The organism is Nocardiopsis sp. CNS-639 (assembly GCF_000381685.1).
Lineage (GTDB): Bacteria > Actinomycetota > Actinomycetes > Streptosporangiales > Streptosporangiaceae > Nocardiopsis > Nocardiopsis dassonvillei.
In genome coordinates this window covers 18457-44197 of the sequence record NZ_KB906876.1, presented here as the reverse complement: position 1 = coordinate 44197, position 25741 = coordinate 18457, and the positions used below count along the sequence as shown (strand labels likewise).

Genomic DNA, 25741 nt, shown 5'->3' with positions numbered 1-25741 from the left:
CGCGCCCCGCCGCGCGACGGCCACCGAACACACCCCGACTCCCCGTACCTTCCAGGAAAAGGACCCGCACCATGCTCTCGATCGCTCAGAGCGAGCTGATCCAGATCTTCCGGAACCGGCTGGTTCTGGTCACCATGCTCATCGTCCCGGCGGCCTCCAGCGCGTTCTACATCTACATGCACCAGACCTTCCCCGCGCTGCGCGAGGCCGTGGACCCGGGCGCCATCGCCTCGATCCTGGTGTTCCTCGTGGTGACCATGGGGCTCTACACCACCTCGGTCACCACGCTCGCCTCCCGGAGGCAGAACCTCTTCCTCAAGCGGCTGCGCTCCACGGCCTCGGGCGACGCCAGTATCCTCACCGGGCTGCTGCTCCCGGTCACCGCCGTCACGCTGGTCCAGGTGGCCGTGATCCTGACCGTGCTGGCCGTGGTCGGCGGCGCCCCGGACAACCTGCTCCTGCTGGTGGCGGCCGTCGTCGCGACGATGGTCATGATGGCGGGCCTGGGGCTGGCCACGGCCGGACTGACCAACTCCCCCGACCACGCCCAGGTGACCACGCTGCCCATCATGATCGGCGTCCTGGCCGTCTCCGGGTGGGTGGGGTTCACCGGCACCGAGGAGCTGACCCTGCTCAAGCGGCTGCTGCCCGGCGGCTCGGCCTCGGAGCTGGTCGTCAACGCCTGGAGCGGCGGCGTCCCGGTCGCCGACTCCCTGTTCCTGCTGGCGCCCACGCTGGCCTGGGTCGTCGTCGCCGTCGCGGCGGCCACCCGGATCTTCCGCTGGGAACCGCGCAGGTGAGGGCCCCGGCGCGGGCCGCCCGCGCACGCGGACGGGGTACTTCCACGACAGATCCCGACCGGGCCCGCGAGGGCTCCCGCCGCGGGCGGGCGCCCCGCGAGGACGCCTTCGAGAGGAGAACGACATGGACCTGACGCTGCCGCAGCGGCTCTACCTGCTCAGCTACGACACCGACAACAACCGGTTCGACCCCGTCAGCGCCGGCTACCGCGGCCAACTGCTGTGCGCCGCGGCGCTGGCCGACCTGACCCTGGGCGGGCTGCTGCGCCCCCGCGACGGCAAGGTGACGCGCGCCATCGCCCGGGCGCCCCGGGACCCGTTCCTGGCCCGGGTCCTGTCCGACCTGTCCCCCGACGAGCCGCACCACTGGATCAACCTCCTCTACCCCCAGATGGGCAGGGCCGAGGAGATGGTGCGCGAGGGGCTCGTCGCGAACGGGTCGGTCACGGTCAGGCGCGGCCGGACGCTGGGGGTCTTCCCCACCCGCACGGCCACCCCCGACCGGCCCGAGGAGGTGGACCGGCTGCGCGAGCGCACGCGCGAGGCGGTCCTGGGCGGCGGCGACCCGGCTGCGGTGCCCCTCCAGGACGCGGCCCTGGTCGCGATCGCGACCGAGGGCGACGTGTGGACCGTGTTCGCCCCCAACGAGCGCTGGCGGCACCGGCCCGCGGTCAGGGCGGTCCAGGAGCGCTTCGACGCCGCCGCCCCCGGACTGCGCAACGCGGTCCGCACGGCCGTCATGGCCACCGGCAAGGGCGCGTCCGCCTGACCGGCGCGGCCGCGCTCGTCCGCGTTCGCCCGCCCCGTCACGACGCCGACCGCTCCCCCGGCGCGGGGCCGGGTCACGGACCTCTCCCGAAGCACCGCGAAGGTGCCGGGAGGGGTAAACGTCCATTCCGCGAGAAAAAGCCCGCCGTGTTGGATGTGCGGTTCTCGCGAAGGCCGCATCACCCTGTGTCACGGCCGTTCGCCCTGGCCAGCGGCCTCCGATCACCCTGAGCGACCACCATGGTCGCCACTGTAACTCTCCTCACACTGTACGGGCTCGGGCACTTAGGCTAGCCTCCCCTTAGTTAGGGCGCCCTACATAAGAGTGTTCGCGAAGTTCCTCACCCTATGCCCACATCCGCTTTGCGGATGCTGTCGGCATGCCCGTTTCCAGGAGGATGATCCATGAGCTCCCTCGCGCGGTCCGCACCGGGCCCGCTGCACGGGAACGCCGGTGCCCTCGGCACCAGGCCCGAGCCCACACCCCCCTCCGACCAGGACCCCGACGACCCCCGGACACAGCTGTTCGACGCCCAGAGCGCCGAACGCTACCGCGACCTGACCGGGGAGGCCGCGGCCCGCGTCGCCCGGCGCATCGCCGGAGCCGACCGGCCGCTCACCGGAGCCACCGCCGAGGACCTGCGCCCCCAGATCGACAAGGTCGACCTCGACCAACCGCTCCACGACCCCACCGCGGCCCTGGACGAACTCGAACGCGTCTACCTCGACGACGCCGTCTACTTCCACCACCCCCGCTACATGGGTCACCTCAACTGCCCCGTGGTCCTGCCCGCCCTGCTCGGCGAGACCGTCCTGTCCGCCGTCAACTCCTCCCTCGACACCTGGGACCAGAGCGCCGGGGGCACCCTGATCGAACAGCGGCTCATCGACTGGACGTGCGAACGCGTCGGCTTCGGCGAGACCGCGGACGGCGTCTTCACCAGCGGCGGCAGCCAGTCCAACCTCCAAGCCCTGCTCATGGCACGCGACGAGGCCCACCACCGCGCCAAGGCACAGGAGGGACAGGACACCCGCCTGGCCGAACTCCTGCCCCGGATGCGCGTCCTGACCTCCGAGGCCGGACACTTCAGCGTCGCCAAGTCGGCCGCCCTCCTCGGACTGGGCTACGAATCCGTCATCACCGTGGCCTGCGACGACAGACGCCGCATGCGCCCCGACGCCCTCGCCGCCCAACTGCGCCGATGCCGCGCCGAAGGACTCCTGCCCATCGCCGTCGTCGCCACCGCCGGAACCACCGACTTCGGCAGCATCGACCCCCTGCCCCGCATCGCCGACCTGTGCCGGCAGCGCGGCGTGTGGATGCACGTCGACGCCGCCTACGGCTGCGGCCTGCTGGTCTCGCGCCACCGCCACCTGCTGGAGGGCGTCGAACGCGCCGACTCGGTCACCGTGGACTTCCACAAGTCCTTCTTCCAACCGGTCAGCTCCAGCGCGATCGTGGTCCGCGACCGCGACGTCCTGCGCCACGTCACCTACCACGCCGACTACCTCAACTCCCGCTCGGACGGCAGCACCCCCCTGCTCTCCCCCAACCAGGTCGACAAGAGCCTGCAGACCACACGCCGCTTCGACGCCCTCAAACTGTGGCTCACCCTGCGCGTCATGGGTGCCGACGGCGTGGGCGCCCTCTTCGACAGCGTCCTGGACCTGGCCGCCACCGCCTGGACCCTGCTCGACGCCGACCCGCGCTTCACCGTGGTCACCCGGCCCAGCCTGAGCACCCTGGTCTTCCGCTGCGCGATACCCGGCGCCGACCCCGACACCGCCGACGCCGCCCACCGCTACGCACGCGAGGCACTGCTGGCCTCGGGCCGCGCCTTCGTGGCCCGCACCACCGTCGACGGCAGGCCCCACCTCAAACTCACCCTGCTCAACCCCAGGGCCACCCGGGAGGACGTCGCCGAGGTACTGGACCTGATCGCCGCGCACGTCGACCACTTCGTGAACGGACGCGGCACCCCCGACCGCCCGGCCCCACCCGCCCCGACCACGACCGCGGCCCACGCGGCCTCCACCCTGCCGACCACCACCGGGAGGTCCCGTTGACCACCAGCCGCCAGCCCGCCCCGGCCGCCGACCCCGGCCGCGTCCACGACTTCGCCGCCGTCGGCATCGGCCCCTTCAACCTCGGCCTGGCCTGCCTGACCGCGCCCATCCCCGGCCTGGACGGCCTCTTCCTCGACGAGAAACCCGAGTTCTCCTGGCACTCCGGCATGCTCCTGGAGGAGGCCGAACTCCAGACCCCCTTCATGTCCGACCTGGTCACCCTCGCCGACCCCACCTCCCCCTTCTCCTTCCTCAACTACCTCAAGGAGACCGGCAGGCTCTACCCCTTCTACATCCGCGAGCGCTTCTACCCCCTGCGCGCCGAGTACGACGACTACTGCCGCTGGGCCGCCCGGCGCCTGGGCGACGCCGTCCGCTTCGGCCAGCGCGTGGAGTCCGTGGAGTACGACCCCGACCAGGCCCTCTACCTGCTGCACAGCACCGAGACCGCGACCGGCACCCGGCACACCCACCGCGCACGGCGCCTGGTGCTCGGCACCGGCACACCCCCCTACCTGCCAGAACCCTGCCGCGACCTGCCCGGCGACGCCGTGCACAGCTCCGGCTACCTGCCCGCCGCGCGGCGGCTGCGCGACAAGCGCAGCGTGACGGTCGTCGGCAGCGGACAGAGCGCCGCGGAGATCTTCCACGACCTGCTCCAGGACCTGGACGAACACGGCTACCAGCTCAACTGGGTCACCCGCTCCCCGCGCTTCTTCCCGCTGGAGTACACCAAGCTCACCCTGGAGATGACCTCCCCCGAGTACGCCGACCACTTCCACGCGCTCCCGGCCCCCACCCGCGACCGGCTCGTGGCCTCGCAGAAGAACCTGTACAAGGGGATCGACTCCGACCTCATCAACGCCATCTACGACCTGCTCTACGTCAAGAGCCGCCTGGGCCCGCCGCCCGTACGCCTGATGACCGGCACCGAGGTCACCGGCGCCCGCCACGACGCGGCGCGCGACGCGTACACCCTGGACCTGCGCAACACCGACCAGGGACGCGACTTCGCCCTCGACACCGAGGGCCTGGTGCTCGCCACCGGCTACCAGTACCGGATGCCGGACTTCCTGGAACCCATCACCGACCGCCTGGCCTGGGACGACTCCGGGCGCTTCGCGGTGCGCCGCGACTACCGCGTCGACCGCGACGCGCCGCCCGCCGGACAGGACGCGCCCGGCGCGGACGGCTCCCCCGACGACGGCCGCGGACCGCGGTTCGCCCGCGGCGCCGTCTTCGTGCAGAACGCCGAACTGCACACGCACGGCTTCGTCTCCCCCGACCTGGGCATGGGCGCCTACCGCAACTCCTGCATCCTGCGCGCGATGCTGGGCCGCGAACCCTACGCCGTCGAGCGCTCGATCGCCTTCCAGGAGTTCGGCGCACCCGAACAGGGCGCACCGCACACCGACGCCCGGGGCGGCGACGGCCCGACCGGGGAAGGCACGCTGGAGGCGGCCGTCCCGGCCTCCGGCCCGGCACGGAAGGCGGCGCGCCGATGAGGGACCAGACACCGACGCGGACCGCACCCGACCAGGCGGCAGCGGCCGTCTTCACCCGCACCGACCCCGAACTCGGCGAGTTCGGCGTCCGCCCCGTGGACCCCGACGCCGACGCCCCCCTCCTGCACCGCTGGCTCACCCACCCCAAATCCCACTTCTGGCTCATGTCCGAGGCCACCGAGGAGGACGTCGCCCACGGCTACCGCACCATGGCCGCCTCCCCGCACGAACACGCCTACGTCGGCGAGTGGCGCGGCACCCCCCGGTTCCTGGTCGAGCGCTACGACCCCGGCCACAGCGAACTCGCCGACCACTACCCCGTGCTCCCCGGCGACACCGGCATGCACTTCCTGGTGGCGCCCACCGACACGCCCGTACACGGCTTCACCCGCGCCGTGATCACCACCGTCATGGAACTCGTCCTCTCCGACCCCGCCGCCCAACGCGTCGTCGTCGAACCGGACGTGCGCAACACCGCCGTCCACGCGCTCAACGCCGCCATGGGCTTCCGGGTCCTCACCACCGTGACCCTCAAGGACAAGGAAGCCCACCTGAGCACCTGCACCCGCGCCCAGTTCCGCGCCGCCGTCGCCGCGGCCCCGACCACAGGAGGCATCGGCCGATGACCACGCCCACCACCGGACTCGACACCCGCCAGCCCCGCCTCCCCGACCCCCGCGACGCGGTCACCCACCTGGCCCCCGAGACCTGGGAGCGCGCCAACCGGCTGCTCGTGCGCAAGGCCCTGGCCGAGTTCGCCCACGAACGGCTGATCACCCCCGAACCCGGCCCCGACGGCCTCTTCTCGGTCACCAGCGACGACGGCGGCGTCGAGTACCGGTTCGCGGCCCGCGTCATGGCCCTGGAGCACTGGCGGATCGAGGCCGACAGCATCGTCCGCCGCGACCTGCGGCGCGACGGCGCGCACCTGCCCCTGGACGCCCTCGACCTGATCCTGGACCTGCGCAAGACGCTCACGCTCGACGAGGACGTCCTGCCCGTCTACCTGGAGGAGATCACCAGCACCCTGGCCAGCAGCACCTACCGCATGTCGGGCGCCCGACCCAGCGCCGCCGAGCTGGCGCGCGCAGGGTTCCAGGAGATCGAGGCGGGGATGACCGAGGGCCACCCGTGCTTCGTCGCCAACAACGGGCGCCTGGGCTTCGACGCCGCGGAGTACCGCGCCTACGCCCCCGAGGCCGCCGCCCCGGTGCGGCTGGTGTGGGTCGCCGCGCGGCGCGAGCGCACGGTCTTCAGCTGCTCCGCCGACCTGGACCGCGAGGAACTGCTGCGCGGCGAACTCGGCGCCCAGGCCCTGGCCGTCTTCGACGCGCGGCTGACCGACATGGGCCTGGACCCCGGCGACTACCACCTGATCCCGGTCCACCCCTGGCAGTGGTGGAACCGGCTGGCGGTCACCTTCGCCGCCGACGTCGCCCGCCGCGACCTGGTGTGCCTGGGCCACGGCCCCGACGAGTACCACGCCCAGCAGTCCATCCGCACCTTCTTCAACACCTCGGCCCCCGAACGCCACTACGTCAAGACCGCCCTGTCGGTGCTGAACATGGGCTTCCTGCGCGGGCTGTCCGCCAAGTACATGGAGGCCACCCCGGCCATCAACGACTGGGTCGCCTCGGTCGTGGCCGACGACCCCGTCCTGCGCGCCACGCGGGTGGAGATCCTGCGCGAGCTGGCCGCGGTGGGCTACCGCACCACGCACTACGCGCAGGCTTCGACGGAGAAGTCGCCCTACCTGAAGATGACCGCCGCGCTGTGGCGCGAGAGCCCGGTGACACGGCTGCGGTCCGGCGAGCGCCTGGCCACGATGGCCTCGCTGCTGCACACCGACGCCCAGGGCAGGTCCCTCGCCGCGGAGCTCATCGCCGAGTCGGGCCTGGAGCCCGCGGAGTGGCTGCGCCGCTACCTCGACGCCTACCTCGTCCCCCTGCTGCACTGCTTCTACGCCCACGACCTGGTGTTCATGCCGCACGGGGAGAACGTCATCCTCGTCCTGCGCGACGGGGTGCCCCAGCGGGTCCTGCTCAAGGACATCGCCGAGGAGATCGCGGTGATGAACGACGACGCCGAACTGCCCCCCGGGGTCGAGCGGGTTCAGGGCGCGGTGCCCGACGACATGCGGGTGCTGTCGCTGTTCACCGACGTCTTCGACTGCTTCCTGCGCTTCCTCAACGGCATCCTCGCCGGTGAGGGCGTCCTGTCCGAGACCGACTTCTGGCGCACCGTGGCCGCCTGCGTCGCCGACTACCAGGCGTCGGCGCCCCACCTGGCCGACCGTTTCGCGCGCGACGACCTGTTCGCGGAACGCTTCGCACTCTCGTGCCTGAACCGGCTGCAACTGCGCAACAACCGCCAGATGGTCGACCTGGAGGACCCGTCCGCGGGCCTGCAACTGGTCGGCACGCTGGAGAACCCCATCGCCGGGTTCCGTCCCGCGCCCCGGTAGGCGCGGCGGGACAGGGGGTTCCGCACCCCCATGGGCTCAGCGATCCGGCGGGGACCGCGGTCCGACGGGGCCCGCACACGCCGCGTCCGCTCCGGGGGAAGGGCCGCACGCCCCTCCCCCGGGCGGCCCGCCCCGCCGGGGCCGCCCGGGTGTCGTGGTGGCACGGCACCGTCACCGTCGCCGACCGCGACGTCCACCGGCCGCCCCGGGTGTCGTGGTGGCGCGGTACGTTCCTCGGGCCCGCGCACCGCACCGCCCAGGAGGAACCGTGGACCACTACTCACCCGTACCGGAACTGAACCTGCTCAGGGAACTGGAGGAGCGGGCCGCCGGTGACTTCGTCGCGGACGGCTTCGAGACGCTCGGCTACGACGACCCGGAACAGCTGACCGGCTGGCCGGAGGACCCGGCGTTCCGGTCCCGCCTCATCCCCTTCGCCCTGGCCAACGGCTCCGGCTCCGTCTACGCCCTGTGGCGCCACGACGACCGCGAGGACCCCGCCGACCTGCCCGTCGTCGTCCTCGGCGACGAGGGCGCCGTGGCGGTGGTGGCCGAGAACCCCCGCGGGCTGGTCCTGCTCCTGGGTGCGGACTCCGAGATCGGCGTCGACCACGGCTACCCGCCCTACCTGCGCGGGGAGCCCCAGGACGAGAACGGGCCCCGGCGCGCCCGGTACCGCGCCTGGCTCCGGGAGCACTTCGGACGCGGCCTGCCCACGGACGCCGAGGTCGCCGCCGTGCTGGAGGGCGCGCGGGACCGCTACGGCGAGCCGTTCGCACGGTGGGCGGGCCGCTACCTGGCCTCGTGATCTCGTCATCAGTTCGCTGGTTCTGGCTGGAACGCAGCTCCTTTACGGCGTAGATTCACCTTTGTCCGTTTATGCCGGGTATGCCGCCGGGCCCGGGGCCCGGCGGCGCGCGCCGTCCGGCCGGGGTCAGTCCTTCCACTCCTGGATCATGGTGTCGGAGGCGTGTACGCACATCACGCGCAGCCGTCCCGTGCCGGTGTTGGTGAAGCCGTGCCACACCCCGGGCTGGACGACCAGGGTGTCGCCCGCCCCGGCGGCCAACCGGCGGTCGCCGACGGCGAACGCGGCCTCGCCCTCCAGGACGGTCCACGTCTCGGTGTAGGGGTGGCGGTGCAGGCCGGGCCCCTGCCCGGGGTCGTTGTCCACGAGGAAGAACGAGATCCCCGAGCCGTGGGGGCGGCCCTCGAAGCGCAGCGTGCGCGAGTCGCCCATCCGGAGTTCGTCGGCGGGGACCACCCGGTCGTGTGTCGTGCTCTCCATGGTGCTCACTCCTCGAACCCGGTCACGGGGCGGACGTCGACGGACCAGCGGGCCGTCGAAGACGTACCGGTCGGACGCCTCGGCCCCGCCGCCCGGAGCGGCGGGTTCATGGTGGTGGAGCTGTGCGGACCTCATCGCGGTGTCCCTTCGCTGTGCCCGTCTCGGTGTGGCTCCACCATGGCCGGGCGGGCGCGCCGCGCTCTACACTTTCGATGTGCGTCGAAACAGGGTCCGCTTCCGGATCGGGGCGGCCGACGTCTCGGCGATCCGGTTCGGCGTCTCACCGGGCCACGAACTGTGCCACGCGGTCCGGGTCCTGCTCGACCCCTCAAGCCATCCGCTCCAGTGGGGCTGGCTGCGCGCGGTGCGGGGGTCGCTGCCGAGGCGGTCGTTCGAGTACCTGGCCACGGTGATCGGCCGCGAGGGCTACTTCCCCGACTTCCTCACGGCCGCTCCGTCCTGGGACATGACCCCCGAGGAGGAGGCCGAGCGCCTGCGGCGCGTGCCGCCCGAAGCCGTCCGGGCCGACCTGACCAAGGTGCTCGCGCGCTCGCGGGGGCGCCGCCACACCCTGGTGGCGGACATGTTCGCCCACCCCGAGCGCACCCGCGCGCTGGTCTCGGACGCCTGGACGGCGGTCTGGGAAGCCGCGCTGGCCCCGCACTGGCCGCAGATCCGGCGTCTGCTGGGCGCGGACATCGACCTGCGGGTGCGGCGCATGGGCGCGGGCGGCGTGGCGGCGATGGTGGGCACGCTGCACGAGTCCGTGGGCTGGCACCGGGACGCGATCGAGGTCGGGATGCGCAGGCACGACGAGGACGTGGCCTGCGAGGGCAGCGGCGTGGTGCTCACGCCCTCCGTGATGAGCACGCCGCGCTGCTCGGTGCTCACCGAGCCGCCCGTGCAGCCGACGCTGTTCTACCCGGTGCACGGGCTGTCGGCGTCGTGGACGCGTGAGGACACGGCCGCCGCGCAGGCATTGGAGGAACTGCTCGGGTCGGGGCGCGCCCGCGTCCTGCTGGCCCTGGACGGGCCCCGGTCCACGTCGGAGGTGGCCGAGGACTGCGCGATGGCGGTCTCCACCGCCTCGCACCACCTGTCGATCCTGCGGCGGTCGGGGCTGGTGGATGGTCGCCGGGAGAGCACACGGGTGATGCACGCGCGCACGCCGCTGGGCGAGGCCCTGGTGAGCGGAGGGGCCTGAGGGGCGGCGGACCGGCTGCGCTCCCCGGCGCGGAGCGCACGCCCGCGAGTCGCGGGGCGAGCGGCAGCCGGTGGGAACGTCCGCCCGAAAGTCGCGGGACGAGCGCCCGGTGGGAGCGCGCGCCCGGACAGGAGACCCCGGCCCCCGGTCAGCGGGCTCCGGCGCCCGGCTCCGGGTTCGCGTCCGGGGCGCGCGAAGCGTCCGGACCGGGAACCGGCGCTTCCCGGTCCGGCTCCGCGTCCCGGTCCTGCCCGGGCGCGATGGCGCGGGCCAGGTGCTCGGCGACCTGTCGGCGCAGCGGGGGCGGGAGCGTGCCGCTGGACAGCGACTCGTACAGCCACAGGCCGTCCGCCGCCAGGCGCAGCACGAACAGCTCCATCTCCTCCGGCGTCAGCGGCCCGGCGGACGGTTCGGACGTCCAGCGCCCCATCACCTCGTCCCAGGGGGCGCGCGTGTCCGGTTCGTTCGCGGTCTCCAGCAGGAGCAGCAGCTCGGCGCGCGTGGAGCTGTGCGCGGCCACGCGGGCGTAGGCCGCCAGGCGCTCGCGGGGCGTGGCCCGGTCCGCGCCCCTCCCTGCGGCCTCCGCCAGGTGGTCGTCCCAGCCCTGGGCCAGGTGTTCGTGCAGGGCCTGGAGCAGGGACTCGCGCGAGGGGAAGTGGTAGAGCAGCCCTCCCTTGGTCAGACCCGTCTCGGCCGCCACCGACTCGTAGGTCAGGGCCCTGACGCCGTCGCGCTGGACGACGCGGAAGGCCGCGTCCAGGATCTGTGTCCGGTTGCTCTTGCGCATGCTCTCCCCCGGTGTCAGTGGTCCGCGTACTCCGACGAGGACGTGCCGGGACCATGGTGGCGCAGCAGCCGCCAGGTGAGGGCCGCGCCGCACGCCAGGACCGCCGCGACCACGACCATGACCACCAGGTAGCCGGTGTCGAAGGCGGCGTGGGCCGCGGCGACCACCGCGTCGTCGCCCCCGGCCGAGGCCAGGGCGTCGGCCAGGCTCCTCCCGGCGGCCTCCGGGGCGCCCTGCGGCAGCTGGACGGCGGCCGCGTAGACGAAGGTGACCAGGCTGCCCATCAGGGCCACCGCGGTCAGGTTGCCGAACTCGTAGGAGACCTCCTCCACCGAGGAGGCCATCCCGGCGCGGCTGGCGGGCGCGTTGCCGATGATCGCCGTGGAGGCCACCGACATCGCCGCACCCAGCCCGGCGCCGGTCAGCAGCAGCCCCGCGACGAGCCAGCCGATGCCCGTCTGGAAGCCCAGGACCGAGACGACCACACCCGCCACGCCCGCGGCGAGCCCTCCCGCGATCAGGGGCAGCAGGCCGGTCCGGTGCAGGAACGCGCCGCCCAGCAGCGCGGTCGGCAGCGAACCCGCCGCCACGGCGGCCACCAGCAGCCCGGCCTCCAGCGGCGTGAAGCCCACGACCAGCTGGAAGCGCTGGGTGGTGACGAGCTGGATGCCGCCGATGGCGAACATCGAGAACGCCGCGGCCAGCACACCGGAGGTGAAGGCGGGGTTGCGGAAGACCCCGAAGTCCAGCAGCGGATCGTCCAGACGGCGCTGGCGACGCGTGAACAGGACGAAGGCCACCACGGCCACGACCACGGCGACGGCGAAGACCGGCCAGCGCGGCGGCGTGTGCGCCAGCTCCTTGATCGCCAGCACCGAGGCGACCAGCCCGGCCATGGCCTGGAGCGAGGAGACCAGGTCCCAGTGCTTGCCGGGGTCGGGGAGGTTGGGCGGCGCGATCAGCGCGGTCGCGACCAGCGCCACGATGACCACGGGCACGTTGAGGAGGAAGACCGAGCCCCACCAGAAGAACTCCAGCAGGACCCCGCCCACGATCGGCCCCAGCGCGCCGCCGACCACCGAGACGCTGCCCCAGACCGCGATGGCGATGTTGCGTTCGCGTTCGATGGGGAAGGCGATCCTGATCAGCGCCAGGGTGGCGGGCATCATCGCCGCCGCGCCCACCGCCAGCAGCGCGCGCGAGGCGATGAGGACCCAGGCCGTGGGGGAGAACGCGGCGACCAGCGAGGCCAGGCCGAAGACCACCAGCCCGACCACGAACATGCGCACGTGGCCGATCCGGTCGCCCAGCGTGCCGCTGCCCAGCAGCAGACCGGCCATGACCACCGGGTAGGCGTTGATGATCCACAGGCTCTGCGCGCCCGTCGCCCCCAGTTGAGCGGTCAGGGTCGGCAGGGCGGTGTACAGGATCGTGTTGTCCACGGTGACGAGCAGCAGTCCGGCCGCCACGGTCACCAGCAGCAGCCACCGGCGTGTCGCCGTCATGGCCGTCGCGTGCGTCTGATGTGAGCCCATGGGCCGAAATTTACCTTACGTCCGGTACAGTTTCGCGCCCGCGCCCCCGGTGCGGACGGGCCGTCTTCCCTGGCGCGCGGGCGTTCGCGGACGTTCGCGGACCTGAGGGGCGCGCCGCGCGGCACCCGGCGCCCCTTCCTGCTACCACCCGTAAGGGAAGGCGTGCTGTTCGGCTGTGCGCCGGTAGCGGGGGGGCTGGGAATGTCGGGAGTGGTGGAGGCGGGCGCCTGGGGACTGCTGGCCGGGTCGGCGCTGCTGGTGGGCGCGGTGCTGGGGTACGCCCTGCGGATTCCGCGCCTGGTGATCGCCTCGGTGATGGCCTTCGGCGCCGGGGTGCTGCTGTCGGCGGTCTCGTTCGAGCTGATCGCCGAGGCGCACGCGGAGGCCGGGCTGGTCCCGGCGGTGGTCGGCACCCTCGCGGGCGCGGGCGCCTACACCGTGGGCAACATCGCGCTGGCCCGGCGGGGCGCGCGGCACCGCAAGCGGTCCGCCCAGCCCGGGAAGCAGCCTTCGGAGGGCCAGCAGGCCGGGTCGGGCCTCGCGCTGGCGCTGGGGGCGCTGCTGGACGGCGTTCCGGAGTCGGCGGTCATCGGCGTCGGCCTGGCCCAGGGCGGCGCGGTCAGCACGGTGACCGTGGCGGCGGTGTTCATCAGCAACATCCCCGAGGGGCTGTCCAGCTCGGCGGGGATGCGGCGGGCGGGTCGCGGCAGGGGTTACGTCTTCGGCGTGTGGGGGGCCATCGCCGCCGCCAGCATGGTCTCCGCCATGGTGGGCTACGCCGTGGTGGGCGGTCTGCCCGCGTTCGTGGTGGCGACGGTGACGGCCGTGGCGGCCGGGGCCATCCTGGCCATGATCGCCGACACGATGATCCCCGAGGCCTTCGAGGACACCCACCTGGCCATCGGCGTCATCACCGTCTGCGGGTTCCTGGTCTCCTTCGCGCTCTCCCACGCCTGAGCGGCGGGGGCGGGGGCGCGGGGCCCGAGAGGCCGTCAGGTGCGGAAGCGGGGCCCTGTGGCTGTCGGCGGGGGCGCCGGGGAGCCGCGCGGGCCGGCGGCTCCTCCGGCGGCTCCCCCGGCGGCACCGCTACTTGCCGAAGAGGGCCTTCTGCACGTCGTCGGGGCCGTCGAACCGGCTCGTACCGGCGTTGGACAGCTTCTGGACCAGGTCGTCGCCCGCACCGTTGCCCTTCGCCAGCGACACCAGGTCGTCGCGGCTGGCGGGGTAGTCGGCGCCCTTGAGCGCCTTCTGCAGTTCGATGGGGTTGAGGTCGGCCATGGGTTCCTCCCGGGTTCGCGTGCTCGTGCGACGGACTCCCGTCGGCTACCCGGACGGCGCGCGCGGGAATACCACCGGAGGGCAAAGAGGGGGCGTCCCCGCGTCCGTCGCGTCGGCGGTGGCCGGACGTCGGGGTACGGGGGCCGGCCGCCTCCGTCTCCCGGACCGGGGAAGCGGCCGAACGGCGGCGCGACCGGGCCGATCGGCCGAGGCCGCGGACCGGGCCCGGTTCCTAGGGTCGCGGTATGCGCGGATCCACGGACGAAGAGGAACACGGCGGCGCCGGGGGCGCGGCACGGGACCGGAGGCGGCGGGACGACGGCCCCGGCGGCGCGGGACGCGCCCCGCGCGGCGGCGTCCTGCCGGGTGAGCGCGCCCTGGCCCCGGACCTGGCGCGCGGGATGATGCTGCTGCTCATCGTGCTGTCCAACACCGCGTTCCACCTGTGGGCGGCCCAGCACGGCCCCTCCGGCTGGCACCCGGTGGACGGCTCGTGGCCGGACCGGGCGGTCCGGTTCGCCATGATCGTCGGCCTGGACCTGCGCGCCTATCCCCTGTTCGCCTTCCTGTTCGGCTACGGGATGACGCAGCTGTTCCTGCGGCAGAGGGCGCACGGGACCTCCGAACGCACGGCCGTGGCGCTGCTGCGCCGACGCAGTCTGTGGCTGGTCGTGTTCGGGTTCGCGCACGCCGCCCTGCTCATGGCGGGCGACATCATCGGCTCGTACGGGGTGGCGAGCCTGGTGCTGGTGTGGCTGTTCATCCGGCGCGGGGACCGGGTGCTGCTGGCGGGGGCGGCGGTGTTCGCCCTGCTCATCGCGGTCCCCGCCGCACAGGCGGCGTGGAGCCTGGCGGCGCACGGGCTGGAGGGCGTCGGCGGCGCGGGGGCCGAGCCGTCCTACCTGGCCTACGCCGCCCAGGAGGAGGACCCGCTGGCGGCGGCGGGCACACGGCTGGTCACCTGGGCGTTCGTCACCCTGGCGGGCGGCCTGCTGTCCTTCGGCGGGTTCGCCATGATCCTGCTGGGCTTCTGGGCGGCGCGGCGGCGCGTCCTGGAGGAGCCGCACCGCCACCTGCGGCTGCTGGGCTGGACGGCGGCGGTGGGGATACCGGTCGGCTGGCTGGGCGGACTGCCGTCGGCGCTGGTCCACGCGGGGCTGGTGGGGGCCGCCCCGGGCGCGGTCGGGGACGGGGGGCCGCTGCCCGCGGTCCAGGCCGCCACGGGGCTGGCCTGCGGTCTGGGCTACGTCGCGCTGTTCGCCCTGGCCGCGCACCGGCTGTCGCGGCGGGGCGGCGTCGGCCGGACCGGCGCGGGCCGGGCGGTGACCGCCGTCGCGGCGCTGGGCAGGCGCTCCATGTCGGGTTACATGGCCCACTCGCTGCTCTTCTCGCCGCTGCTCGCCGCCTGGGGTCTGGGGCTGGGCGCCCACCTCAACAGCGCGTCCATGGCGGCGTTCGCGCTGGCCGTGTGGCTGGTCACGGTCGTGGCGGCCTACGCCCTGGAGCGCGCCGGCCACCCCGGCCCGGCGGAGTATCTGCTCCGTCGGCTCATCTACCGCCGGACCCGCCCGGGGCGGCGGTAGACGCGCCCTCCCGGTTCCGGAACCCGGCCAGCTGGTCGCGCAGGACCCCGTAGGTGGGGGCCAGGTCCCGTAGAACCGCGGCGGCCGCGCCGTCGTCGCCGGTGACGAGTGGGTACTGCAACGATCCGACCAGGCGGGCCTGCCCGGTCAGGGTCGCGGCCGCGTCCGCGTGGCCGACGCCGCGCAGGCAGGCCGCCGCGTCCGCCAGGCGCCGGGCGCCGACCCGGACCGCGAAGCCGACCAGGTGGCCGCGCAGCTCAGGGTCGCAGCCGCGCCCGACCAGGTCCGCGAGGGCCAGTGCCGCGTCGCCGTTGGCTCCGCCGAGCCAGTCGACCGCCCGGGGGACGGCCGCGCCGACCGCCCGGGCCGCGTCGACCCGCCCGACCCGGGTGAACTCGGTGCGCATGGTGTACGGCTCGGCGTAGGCGACGCTCTCGGCCCGCCAGGCGGCGGCGAAGGCGGCCCGCGGCAGCCGCGCGTAGGGGTGGCCCTGCGGGTCGTGCAGCGTCACGTGGGTGTCGTCGGCGCCGAGCACGACGACGTAGTGGTCCGCCCCGATCGGCCCGGTCATGCCGGGCTGGTGGCGCAGGTGGCCCATCTCGACGGGGCCGACCATCACCGGCCCCTCGGCCAGGGCCGCGATGAGGCGGTCGAACGCGGTGTCGGCGTCGCCGCCGCTGGTGGTCCGCGCCGTCCAGCCCAGGGCGGTCAGCGCCTCGTCCACACCGATGCCGGGGTTCCAGCCGCACGGGTCGAAGAAGGCGAGCCCGTCCTCCAGTTGGACGCCGAAGGGGCTGCCGGTGACCGTCTCGACCACCGCGGCGTCGGGCGCGTCCCCACCCAGCATCATGACCAGGCAGTTGGAGTAGCAGTAGGGCCCCGAACCGCGGTACCACGTATCCGTCATCGCGCCAGGATGCCGTTTTTCCAGGGAAAACACCACCGGCGCGCGGCGGTCCGCGGCCGTGGCCCGGGGGTCCCGAGGTCCTCTGGTCCACCCCGTTTTTGCCGGTTCGGCAAAGGACTTTGGCAACGCGGCGCCGCGGCCGCATCGTGGCGGTATGAGCGAGAACGAGTTGGTACCGGCATCCGGTGAGGCGTGGGACGTCGTGGTGGTCGGGGGCGGTGCGGCGGGCCTGTCGGCCGCGCTGACTCTGGCCCGGGTCCGCCGTTCGGTGCTGGTCGTCGACGCCGGGGAACCGCGCAACGCCCCGGCGGCCGGGGCGCACGGCCTGCTGTCCCGGGACGGGATCCCGCCGCTGGAACTGCTCCGGCTGGGGCGCGAGGAGGTCGCCTCCTACGGCGGGCGAGTCGTGTCCGGCCGCGTCGCGGGCGTGCGCCGGGAGGACGGGAACCTGGTGGTGAGCACCGAGGACGGGGGCCGCGCGGTGGCCCGGCGGCTGCTGTTGACCACGGGGCTGGTGGACGAACTGCCCGACGTCCCCGGCCTCGCGCGGCTGTGGGGTCGGGACGTGGTGCACTGCGTGTACTGCCACGGCTGGGAGGTGCGTGACAGGGCCGTCGGGGTGCTGGGGACCGGGCCGGGGTCGTTCCACCAGGCGCTGATGTTCCGGCAGCTGTCGTCGCGGGTGACGCTGTTCCTGCACAACGGCGTGGACCTGGGCGACGAGCAGTGGGAACAGCTGGCCGCGCTGGGCGTCAGCGTGGTCGAGGGGGAGGTCCGCGGCCTGGAGGTCGACGACCGGGACCGGCTGGCGGGCGTGCGCCTGGCCTCCGGCAAGGAGATCGCGGTGGACACGTTGGCGGTGGCGCCGCGGTTCACGGCCCGCGCGGACTTCCTCGCCGACCTGGGGCTGGCGTTGACGGAGCACCCGACCGGGATGGGCGCGCAGCTGGCCGTGGAGGCGGGCGGCTTCACCGGCGTCGAGGGGGTGTGGGCCGCGGGCAACGTCGCCGACGTGACGGCGAACGTCCCGGTCGCGGCGGCGTCGGGGACGCAGGCGGGCGCAGCGCTCAACGCGGACCTGATCGCCGCCGACGCGGGGGCGGCCGCGGCGGCGCGCGCCGCCCTCGGCACCACGGAGGCGCGGGGACGCGTCGTGGACTGAACCCTGCCCGCCCGCCCGGGGGCGCCGGACCGTCCTCCGGCGCCCCCGGAGGGCGGGGCCCTCACCTGGCCGGAACACGCTCACGGCACCACCGCTCAGGAGGCGGCGCCACTGCTTCGAAGGAGGGATCGGCCGGGCGGGCCCGTGGCCGCCGACCGTGGCCGCCCGCCCTGCCCCTTCCGTTCAGGACGCCTGGCCGGAGGGGCTCACCCGGGCGGCGGCCCCGTCAGGGCTTCCCTCCGCGGACTCACCGGCGGCGTCGTCGCCCTCGGCGATGTGCGCGGCCCGCAGGACCGCCTCCAGGAGTCCGGGCATGCGCGCACCGAGGTCCTCCGTACGCAGACAGCTCATGCGCGAGGTGCCCTCGTAGTACTGGCGGATGACCCCCGCCTCGCGCAGCACGCGGAAGTGGTGGGTGGAGGTCGACTTGCTCACCGGCAGTTCGAAGGCGATGCAGGCCATGTCGTCGTGGCCCCGGGCCAGTTCGCGCACGATGCGCAGGCGCACGGGGTCGGCCAGGGCGTGCATGACCGTCTCCACCCGGATCTCCTCGGCGGGCGGGTGTTCCAGTTGCCGACCGCTTCGGGCCCCTCGTTCCCTGCCGGGCATGCCATGACCTCCACTGCCGTGCGCCGTGCGACTTCCACCACAAAGTACGAGGACGGTCGTAGTTTGACAATCCTCGTAGTACGTTGCTTACCGTAGTACGACATCCATCGTATTAAAGTTCGGCCTCCGTGCGCCGGACCCGCTCCCCGATGGACGCCGACCACCCGCCCCAGACGGAAGGACACCCCTTGAGCACGCTGTTCACCCCCTTGAAGCTGAGGTCGCTGGAGATCCCCAACCGCGTGTGGATGTCCCCGATGTGCATGTACTCGGCCGCCTCCGAAGGGCCCGACGCCGGCGCCCCGACCGACTTCCACCTCGCGCACCTGGCCGACCGGGCCGCGGGCGGGACCGGTCTGGTCATGGTCGAGGCCACCGGCGTGCGGCCCGACGGGCGGATCAGCCCCTGGGACCTCGGCCTGTGGAACAGCCGCCAGCAGGAGGCCTTCAAACGCGTGACCGCCGCGATCAGCGCCCACGGCGCGGTACCGGCCATCCAGCTCGCGCACGCCGGGCGCAAGGCCTCGACGGACAAGCCCTGGCTGGGCGGACAGTACGTCCCCGAGTCCGAGGGCGGCTGGCCGACGGTGGGTCCCGGCACCGAGGCCTTCCCCGGCTACCCCGCGCCGGTCGAGCTGACCGCCGACGGGATCCGGCAGCTGGTCCGCGACTTCGCGGCCTCGGCCGAGCGGGCGCTGGCCGCCGGGTTCCAGGTGGCCGAGGTTCATGGCGCGCACGGTTACCTGCTGCACTCCTTCCTGTCGCCCGCCACCAACCACCGCACCGACGAGTACGGCGGCAGCCCCGAGAACCGGATGCGCTTCGCGCTGGAGGTCGTCGAGGCCGTGCGCGAGGTGTGGCCCGAGCACCTGCCCGTGTTCTTCCGCACCTCGGCCACCGACTGGCTGACCGAGAACGAGGCCGACGAGCGCGAGGGCTGGACCGGCGAGGACACCGTCCTGCTCGCCAAGGAGCTCCAGGCCCGGGGCGTGGACCTCCTCGACGTGTCCACCGGAGGCCTGGTCGCCGACGCCCTCATCCCCGTGGGCCCGAACTACCAGGTGCCCTTCGCCGAGCAGGTCCGCGGCGCCACCGGCCTGCCCACCGGCGCGGTCGGAGCGATCACCGAACCCGCCCAGGCCGAGGAGATCGTCGCCTCGGGCCGCGCCGACGCGGTGTTCCTGGGACGGCAGCTGCTGCGCGAGCCCTACTGGGCCCACCGCGCCGCGGAGGAGCTGGGCGCCGAGTCGCACTGGCCCGAGCAGTACGGCTACGCGGTCGGCCGCCCGCGCGTCGCCAGCGGGGCCTGAACCGGGCGGAGCAGAGCCCCGCGGGCCCGGACCACACGGCTCCGGGTCCGCCGCCCGGGAACCCGTCGGAAGCGCCGGAGGCCCCGCGCGGGCTCCGGCGTGACCGGTACCGGGAGCGGACTTCCCCTGCGCTCCCGGCTGCGGAGAACCCGTTCGTGGGCGGCGCCCGTGACGGGCGCCGCCCACGAACGCGTCAGCCGCAACCGCTCCGGGAGTCCCGGGACGCCCGGGACGCCCGGAGCGCCATCCCGGCCCGCCCGCCCTCAGGACGACCGTACTCAGGCCGACGCCGGAAGGAGGGCGGCCACGTCCTCGGAGCTGACCTGCTCGTAGCCCAGGGCCACGTACAGCTCCTCCAGGGACGGGTACCCCGAACGGCGCGCCACCCCGGTCATCGCCCCCGACGACTCGGCCTCGATGAGACGGTCCGCCCCCACCAGGGCGATCATCCGCTCCCGGCCGGTGTGCTCCGCCTGCTCGTGGGCGCGCGTGCGGTGCCAGGCGGCGATCGCGACCCGCGCCCTGCCGGTCCTGACCGAGTCCAGCCACCCGCGGTCGGGGGCGGGCACGGACTTGGTGATGATGTGCACCGTCTCCCCCTCGCGGACCCGGGTCGCGGGGCTGACCAGGCGTCCGTCGATGGCCGCCGCCGAGTAGCGGTCGCCGGTGTCGGCGCCGAGCGCGTAGGCCACGTCGACCGGTGTGGCGCCCTCGGGGAGGGTGAGGACCTGGCCCTGCCCGGTGAGCACGGTGATGCTGTCGGCGAGGTCGGTGCGCACGCCCTCCAGGAGTTCCTCGGCCGAGGCCTGCTCCTGCCACCCGAGCAGCCGGGTCAGCCACTCCGGGTCGGTGGTGCGCTCGGTGGTCAGACGGCCGTCCCTGCCGGTGGCCTGGCGGATGTCGGCGATGATGCCGTACTCGGAGACCTGCTGGGCGTGGGAGTCGCAGATGATGATCTGCACGCGGCGGCCGGACTCGGTGAGGACGGTGGTGTGCAGCGCCCGGTACAGGTTGTACCGGGGGGTGGCGATGAAGTCGCGGAACTTGGCCGGGTAGGGCTTCCACCTCCCGTGGACCGCCCCCAGGGCCAGGTAGGCGTTGCGCTCGTCGCCCTTGACGACGACCACGTACCGGACGGTGTCCAGCGGGTCGGGGTCGCCGGTCAGGCCGGTTCCGGAGGTGAACACCGAGTACGGGTGGCGGGAGCGCACCTCCACCCGCGCCTTGACGCGGAAGGAGGCCAGGCCGTCGCGCAGGGAGACGCGCAGCGCGTCGATCTCGTGGGCGCAGCCCTCGCGGACCCGGGCCGCCCGCGTGCTGACCCGTTCGAAGTCCTCACCCTCCAGGTACTCGAAGCACAGGTCCTCCAGGTCGCGCTTGAGCCGGTACACCCCCAGCCGCTCCGCGAGGGGGATGAGGAGCTCCCGGGTGCCCTGGGCGATCTTGACGCGCTTGTGCGGGGGCTGGAACTGGAGGGTGCGCAGGTTGTGGAGCCGGTCGGCGAGCTTGATCAGCAGCACGCGCAGGTCGTCGCGGGCGGCCACCACCATCTTGCGGAAGGTCTCCCCCGCCGCCGCGCTGCCGTACATGGACCGGTCCACCTTGGTGACGCCGTCCACCATGACCCCGACCTCGGTGCCGAACTCCGCCGCGAGGTGGGCCAGGCTGAACGGGGTGTCCTCCACCGTGTCGTGCAGGAGGGCGGCGACCAGCGTCGCGGTGTCCAGGCCCATCTCGGCGAGGATGGTGGCCACGGCGACCGGGTGGATGATGAACGGCTCGCCGCTCTTGCGCTTCTGCTCCTTGTGCAGGTGCTCGGCCACGGCGTAGGCCCGGCTCAGCAGCGCCACGTCGGCCCTGGGGTACCAGCGCTGGTGTTCCCTGACCAGGGCCCGGACCCGGTCGGCGGGGGTGGAGGTGGCCTTGGCCGCGTTGAGCCCCTGCCACCACTGGGTGGACGCCGTCACATCGGGTGCGCCCATCGCGACCCCCTGTCCGCACACTGATCCGAGTCCGAACAGTGTAGTGACCGGCGGCCGCCGTGGGACCGGGAATCCGGAGTCCGCGCTCCCAGACGCCGCACGCACCACCGGCCGCGGGCCCGTGACCGGGCCCGGCCTCAAAGGTCCCCGGCAGGCAGGAGCCGCACCAGGCTGACCTGAGTCCCCTCGTCGGTCCGGGCGTGGGCGGCGCTCACTCTCCACCGACCGGCGGGCAGCGGGACAGGAGCACGCTCGGGCGACCCTTCTCCGGGGTGGACGGTGTCTGGAGAGGACCCCGGAGTGACGGAGTCCATGAGGACGGCGGGGCCGTCCGTCACCCAGACACCGCACTCCTCCCATTCCACGGCGGAATCGGCCAGGACCGCCTCGGCCGCGGCTCTCAGGTCGGCCTCGGAGTCGGCGGCGATCCAGCGCAGGAAAGCACGGTGCTCAGGCAGGTAACAGCCGGGGTCGGGGCCGTCCCCCAGGACCAGTGCCCGCCCGTCGCCGTCTCCCACGGCGATCACCCCGGCCAGGCCGTCCACGGTGCAGGCCCGGTCGTAGTCGTCAGGGGTGTCCGTCTCCCCCCAGATCATCCCCGTCTCGGTACAGCCCTCCCACGCGGGAAGCAGGGAGACGGGGATGGCGAGCAGCGGGCCGCCCATGGACTCGATCCACGTAAGGGGGCTACGGGGCTCGTTGGCTCCGATCCGAGAACTCATGGCACCGAGTGTGTCCCCGGCCAGCGACAGTCCAGCCACGGTCGTCGGTGCCCCTGCCGTGTCCGCGTGGCCGCCGCGGCTACTCGCCGGTGAAGGAGGGCCTGACCCGGGCCAGGGAGGCGCTGACCCCGGCCTCGTGGTCCTTGGTGCCGAGCTGCTTGTTCTGCTCCACGACCTCCCGGTCCAGGGCGGCGGGCAGCGCGGCGAGCAGGTCGGCGCGGAGCGTGGCCTTCATCGAGCGCACGGTCAGCGGGGCGGAGGCGGCGATACGGTGGGCGTGGTCCACGGCCGCCGACCGCAGGGTGGCCTCGTCCACCAGCAGGTCGGCCAGGCCGATGGCGTGGGCCTCGGTGCCGGTGACCCGGCGGGCGGTGTAGAACATGTCGGCGGCCTTCTGGCGGCCGACGATCGCGGGCAGGGACACGCTCAGCCCGAAGCCCTGGTGCAGGCCCAGGAGCCCGAAGTTGGCGTGGAAGCGGGTGGAGGGCGCGGCCACCCGGAAGTCCGCCGCGCAGGCCAGGCCCAGGCCGCCGCCCACCGCCGCGCCCTGGACGGCGGCGACCACGGGTACCGGCAGGGCGAACAGGCGCAGCGCCTCACCGTAGATGGCGCTGAGGGTCCGGACCGGGGTGTCGCCGACCCCGCCCGCCGCGAAGTCCACCCCGGCGCAGAAGTTCTTGCCCTCCGAGCACACCACGAGGGCGCGGCGGTCCCCGGTGGCGACCAGTTCCTCGGCGGTGTCCGCCAGCTCTTTGAGGAGGGCGTGGTCGAAGTGGTTGTTGGGCGGCCGGTGGATCTCCAGGACGGCGACATGGCCGTCGAGGCGGACGGACAGTTCCTCGCTCATCTGACGCCTTCCCGTGCGTTCGGTGTGACCGGCCACGATGTTACCGCCGAGTAGGACAACCGTGGGCGACCGCCCCCTCCCGAACGCGCGTGCGACGCGAACCGGACGAACCGGGCACTGGGATTCACCCGCACCACGCGCGCGGCGTGCGGCGGAAGCCGTCGGACCGACTCCCCTCCCCCGGTTGCGCCAAAGGCGCCCACGCGCGCCCGCCGGTCCAGCACACTGGCCTTGCCGGTCGCCCAGCAGCGGCGATCGCGCTTCGAAGACGCGAAGACACGAAGGGTTCTGCCATGGCCAGCATTCCGGGCGACCTGCTCTACACCACGACCCACGAATGGGTCCGCCGGGAGCCCGGCGGCACGGTCTCCGTCGGACTGACCGACTTCGCCCAGCGGCAACTGGGCGACGTGGTCTTCCTGGAGCTGCCCGAGGCCGGGGACAGCTTCGACGTCGAGGAGGCGGTGGGCACGGTGGAGTCGGTCAAGGCCGTGTCGGAGTTCTACGCGCCGTTCGGATGCGAGGTGGTCGAGGTCAACACCGAACTCGCGGAGGAGCCCGAGCAGGTCAACGACGACCCCTACGACTGCTGGCTCTACCGGGCCCGGCCCTCGGACCCGGGGGCGGTGGACGGGCTGCTCGACGCCGAGGCCTACGCGGAGCTGCTCCGGGAGGAGACCGAGGAGTAGGGCTCGCAGGCGGGCCCGCACCCTCTCCTCGGCGGGCCCGTCGGGTCCCCGCCTCCCGCGCGGCCCGCCCCTGCCGGGGCCCGGACGCGCGGGCGGCGGGGCCGGGCCCGCGGGACACGGACCGCAGGGGCCGGGCACACCGCCTCCCGGTGCGCCCGGCCCCGGGTCAGACCAGCCCTCGGCGGACCAGCAGGGGCTCCATCCGGGGCTCACGGCCCAGGAAGTCGCGGACCGCCTCCATGGGGTCCACACCGCCGCCCACGGACAGCACCCTCTCCCGGAAGCGGTCGCCGCCCTCCCGGGTGAGGCCGCCGTTCTCGGTGAACCACTCCACGCTCTCGGCGTCCAGGACCTCGCTCCACACGTAGGAGTAGTAGCCCGCGCTGTAGCCGTTGGCGAACACGTGCATGAAGTACGCCGACCGGTAGCGCGGACGGACCAGGGGGTGCAGGGCCCCCGCCGCCTCCAGGGCGCGCGCCTCGAAGGAGGCCGGGTCCTCCACGGCCTCGCCCGGGGCCAGGCGGTGCCACGACCAGTCCAGGAGCGCCGCGGCCAGGTACTCGAAGGTCGCGAAGCCCTGGTTGAACTGGCGGGCGGCCGTCAGGCGCTCCACGAGTTCGGCGGGCACCGGCTCACCGGTCTCGTGGTGGCGGGCGTAGTGGGACAGGACCTCCGGCCAGGTCGCCCACATCTCGTTCACCTGGGAGGGGAACTCCACGAAGTCGCGCGGCACGCTCGTGCCCTGCACGCGCGGGAACCGCACGGCCGACAGCAGCCCGTGCAGGGCGTGGCCGAACTCGTGGAAGGCCGTCTCGACCTCGTCGAAGGTGAGCAGGGTGGGGCCCGAGGCAGGCTTGGTGATGTTGAGGTTGTTCACCACCACCGGCCGCTCGTCCAGCAGGAAGGACTGGTCGACCAGGTTGTGCATCCACGCGCCGCCGCGCTTGGTCGGTCTGGCGTAGGGGTCCAGCAGGAACAGCCCCAGGGGCGATCCGTCCCGGTCGAACACCTCCCACACCCGCACGTCCTCGTGGTAGCCGCGCAGGTCGGGCCGCTCGGCGAAGGTGATCCCGTACAGCAGCGTCGCGGCGTGGAAGACGCCGTCCCGGACCACCCTGCCGAGTTCGAAGTAGGGACGCAGGACGCTGTCGTCGAAGTCGTAGCGCTCCCTGCGCACCTGCTCGGCGTAGAAGGGCCAGTCCCAGGGCTCGATGTCGTGCCCGGCGTGCTCGGCCAGGGCCCGGGCCTCCTTCTCGACGTTGCGCCGGGCGGGTCCGACGAGCTGGCCGAGCCGCTCCTCGACCGCGTCGACGGTCTTGGCGGTCTGGTCGGCGACCGTGTAGGCCGCGTGGTCGGGGTAGCCGAGCAGCGCGGCCCGCTCGGCGCGCAGGACGGCCATGCGCGCGGCGATGCCGAGGTTCTCGGGGGCGCGCTCGGCGCTCAGGGTGTAGAGCCGCTCGCGGGTGGCGCGGTTGGTGAGCTGGGCCAGCGCGGGCTGCACGGTGGTGTTGAGCAGGGGCAGGACGTACTCCCCGTCCCGCTCGATCGCGCTGATGTGCGCCTCGTCCAGGCCGTCGAGGTCGGAGACGTCGCCGGTGACGAGGGAGGCCTCGCGGGTGGCCCGGACCACGTTGCGGGAGAACTCGGTGCTCAGTCCGGCGAGCTCGGTGTTGAGCTCGCGGAGCCGGGCCTGCTGCTCGTCGTCAAGGTCGGCGCCCGCCTTGACGAAGTCGAGGCGGTACCGCTCCAGCAGCCAGGCCTCCTGCGGGTCGGAGGCGGTGACCTGCCGCACGCGCTCCCACAAGTCCCGGTTCAGCGAGATGGCGTCCCGGTGCTGGGCGGCCCTCGGGGCGATCTCCCGCTCGATCTCCTCGATGCCGTCGGTGGCGTCGGAACCGGCCAGGGTGTGCAGGACGGTCTCCACCCTGGCCAGGAGCGCGCCGGAGCGCTCCAGTGCCGCGATGGTGTTGTCGAAGGTCGGGGGCTGCGGGTCGCGGACGATCGCGTCCACCTCGGCGAGGTGCTCGGCCACGCCCTTGTCGAACGCGGGCAGGAAGTGCTCCTCGCGGATGGCCGCGAAGTCGGGGAGCCGGTAGGGAAGCTCGCTCGGGGACAGGAACGGGTTGTCGGTCAAGGATCGTGCTCCTCGTTCGTCGTTACCGGCCCCGCTCCCCCGCGGTGGTGCGCGGCGGAGCTGTGGAACACGCGCCGGACTCCGCGGCGTCAGGGTTCTC

At 73.6% G+C, this 25741-nt stretch carries 23 protein-coding genes; 13 read left to right on the top strand and 10 right to left on the bottom strand.

Features of this window, described 5'->3' with window-relative positions; all coding sequences use genetic code 11:
* The first annotated feature begins 71 nt into the window (after positions 1-71).
* The 7 genes from G011_RS0125290 to G011_RS0125260 all read left to right on the top strand — a co-directional run bounded on the left by G011_RS0125290 (position 72) and on the right by G011_RS0125260 (position 8412).
* Positions 72-800, top strand: coding sequence for an ABC transporter permease (locus G011_RS0125290; RefSeq protein WP_013152125.1), 729 nt, complete (start codon positions 72-74; stop codon positions 798-800).
* Positions 801-924: 124 nt separating this feature from the next.
* Positions 925-1569 carry a GPP34 family phosphoprotein gene (locus tag G011_RS0125285; protein WP_019610903.1) on the top strand — a complete coding sequence of 215 codons (645 nt, stop codon included), beginning with the start codon at positions 925-927 and terminating at the stop codon, positions 1567-1569.
* Positions 1570-1973: 404 nt separating this feature from the next.
* Complete coding sequence (locus G011_RS0125280) at positions 1974-3635, top strand: aspartate aminotransferase family protein (RefSeq protein ID WP_019610902.1); 1662 nt, start codon at positions 1974-1976, stop codon at positions 3633-3635.
* Positions 3632-5140: a lysine N(6)-hydroxylase/L-ornithine N(5)-oxygenase family protein gene (locus G011_RS0125275; protein WP_019610901.1), complete on the top strand. Its 1509-nt coding sequence runs from the start codon at positions 3632-3634 to the stop codon at positions 5138-5140. Before G011_RS0125280 ends, G011_RS0125275 begins: the two co-directional genes overlap by 4 nt.
* Entirely contained in the window at positions 5137-5766 is a 630-nt protein-coding gene (locus tag G011_RS0125270) for a GNAT family N-acetyltransferase (protein WP_019610900.1), read from the top strand. The genes G011_RS0125275 and G011_RS0125270 overlap by 4 nt, the downstream gene beginning before the upstream one ends.
* On the top strand, positions 5763-7604 hold the full coding sequence (locus G011_RS0125265; RefSeq protein WP_019610899.1) for an IucA/IucC family siderophore biosynthesis protein: 1842 nt from the start codon (positions 5763-5765) through the stop codon (positions 7602-7604). The genes G011_RS0125270 and G011_RS0125265 overlap by 4 nt, the downstream gene beginning before the upstream one ends.
* Before the next feature lie 268 nt (positions 7605-7872).
* Positions 7873-8412 carry a hypothetical protein gene (locus G011_RS0125260; RefSeq protein WP_019610898.1) on the top strand — a complete coding sequence of 180 codons (540 nt, stop codon included), beginning with the start codon at positions 7873-7875 and terminating at the stop codon, positions 8410-8412.
* 126 nt (positions 8413-8538) lie between these two features.
* On the opposite strand, the gene G011_RS0125255 is transcribed toward G011_RS0125260, so the two are convergent.
* Positions 8539-8892, bottom strand: a complete 354-nt coding sequence (locus G011_RS0125255) for a cupin domain-containing protein (protein WP_019610897.1) — start codon at positions 8890-8892, stop codon at positions 8539-8541.
* Between the two features lie 214 nt (positions 8893-9106).
* Here G011_RS0125255 and G011_RS0125250 point away from each other — a divergent pair, with 214 nt between their 5' ends.
* Entirely contained in the window at positions 9107-10096 is a 990-nt protein-coding gene (locus tag G011_RS0125250) for a DUF5937 family protein (RefSeq protein ID WP_019610896.1), read from the top strand.
* Between the two features lie 148 nt (positions 10097-10244).
* Here the strand turns inward: G011_RS0125250 and G011_RS0125245 are convergent, their stop codons facing one another.
* Complete coding sequence (locus G011_RS0125245) at positions 10245-10883, bottom strand: TetR/AcrR family transcriptional regulator (protein WP_019610895.1); 639 nt, start codon at positions 10881-10883, stop codon at positions 10245-10247.
* A 14-nt stretch (positions 10884-10897) separates the two neighbouring features.
* A complete protein-coding gene (locus tag G011_RS0125240; RefSeq protein ID WP_019610894.1) occupies positions 10898-12388 on the bottom strand; it encodes an MFS transporter in 1491 nt (496 codons plus the stop codon).
* A 231-nt stretch (positions 12389-12619) separates the two neighbouring features.
* Between G011_RS0125240 and G011_RS0125235 the strand changes: the two genes are divergently transcribed.
* Entirely contained in the window at positions 12620-13375 is a 756-nt protein-coding gene (locus G011_RS0125235; RefSeq protein ID WP_026338649.1) for a ZIP family metal transporter, read from the top strand.
* A 129-nt stretch (positions 13376-13504) separates the two neighbouring features.
* Here the strand turns inward: G011_RS0125235 and G011_RS0125230 are convergent, their stop codons facing one another.
* Positions 13505-13696 carry a DUF2795 domain-containing protein gene (locus G011_RS0125230; RefSeq protein WP_019610892.1) on the bottom strand — a complete coding sequence of 64 codons (192 nt, stop codon included), beginning with the start codon at positions 13694-13696 and terminating at the stop codon, positions 13505-13507.
* A gap of 245 nt (positions 13697-13941) precedes the next feature.
* Here G011_RS0125230 and G011_RS0125225 point away from each other — a divergent pair, with 245 nt between their 5' ends.
* Entirely contained in the window at positions 13942-15279 is a 1338-nt protein-coding gene (locus G011_RS0125225) for a DUF418 domain-containing protein (protein WP_019610891.1), read from the top strand.
* On the opposite strand, the gene G011_RS0125220 is transcribed toward G011_RS0125225, so the two are convergent.
* Complete coding sequence (locus tag G011_RS0125220) at positions 15245-16186, bottom strand: hypothetical protein (protein ID WP_019610890.1); 942 nt, start codon at positions 16184-16186, stop codon at positions 15245-15247. The two genes, G011_RS0125225 and G011_RS0125220, sit on opposite strands and share 35 nt — an antisense overlap.
* 154 nt (positions 16187-16340) lie before the next feature.
* Here G011_RS0125220 and G011_RS0125215 point away from each other — a divergent pair, with 154 nt between their 5' ends.
* On the top strand, positions 16341-17348 hold the full coding sequence (locus G011_RS0125215; protein WP_019610889.1) for an NAD(P)/FAD-dependent oxidoreductase: 1008 nt from the start codon (positions 16341-16343) through the stop codon (positions 17346-17348).
* A gap of 183 nt (positions 17349-17531) precedes the next feature.
* On the opposite strand, the gene G011_RS0125210 is transcribed toward G011_RS0125215, so the two are convergent.
* Positions 17532-17957 (bottom strand): helix-turn-helix transcriptional regulator, encoded by a 426-nt coding sequence (locus G011_RS0125210; protein ID WP_026338648.1) that lies wholly within the window; start codon positions 17955-17957, stop codon positions 17532-17534.
* A gap of 188 nt (positions 17958-18145) precedes the next feature.
* Here G011_RS0125210 and G011_RS0125205 point away from each other — a divergent pair, with 188 nt between their 5' ends.
* Positions 18146-19267, top strand: coding sequence for an NADH:flavin oxidoreductase/NADH oxidase (locus tag G011_RS0125205; RefSeq protein WP_026338647.1), 1122 nt, complete (start codon positions 18146-18148; stop codon positions 19265-19267).
* 278 nt (positions 19268-19545) lie between these two features.
* Here the strand turns inward: G011_RS0125205 and G011_RS0125200 are convergent, their stop codons facing one another.
* The 3 genes from G011_RS0125200 to G011_RS0125190 form a co-directional block, all read right to left on the bottom strand.
* On the bottom strand, positions 19546-21249 hold the full coding sequence (locus G011_RS0125200; protein WP_019610886.1) for a bifunctional (p)ppGpp synthetase/guanosine-3',5'-bis(diphosphate) 3'-pyrophosphohydrolase: 1704 nt from the start codon (positions 21247-21249) through the stop codon (positions 19546-19548).
* 137 nt (positions 21250-21386) lie between these two features.
* Positions 21387-21971 (bottom strand): immunity 21 family protein, encoded by a 585-nt coding sequence (locus G011_RS0125195; RefSeq protein WP_051104407.1) that lies wholly within the window; start codon positions 21969-21971, stop codon positions 21387-21389.
* A gap of 79 nt (positions 21972-22050) precedes the next feature.
* Positions 22051-22818, bottom strand: a complete 768-nt coding sequence (locus tag G011_RS0125190) for an enoyl-CoA hydratase/isomerase family protein (protein WP_019610884.1) — start codon at positions 22816-22818, stop codon at positions 22051-22053.
* A 293-nt stretch (positions 22819-23111) separates the two neighbouring features.
* Here G011_RS0125190 and gcvH point away from each other — a divergent pair, with 293 nt between their 5' ends.
* The gene (gene gcvH, locus G011_RS0125185; RefSeq protein ID WP_019610883.1) at positions 23112-23507 is read left to right on the top strand and encodes a glycine cleavage system protein GcvH; all 396 of its coding nucleotides are present in this window, start codon (positions 23112-23114) and stop codon (positions 23505-23507) included.
* Positions 23508-23673: 166 nt separating this feature from the next.
* Here gcvH and G011_RS0125180 read toward each other — a convergent pair whose 3' ends face one another.
* A complete protein-coding gene (locus G011_RS0125180; RefSeq protein WP_019610882.1) occupies positions 23674-25641 on the bottom strand; it encodes a M3 family metallopeptidase in 1968 nt (655 codons plus the stop codon).
* Positions 25642-25741 lie beyond the last annotated feature (100 nt).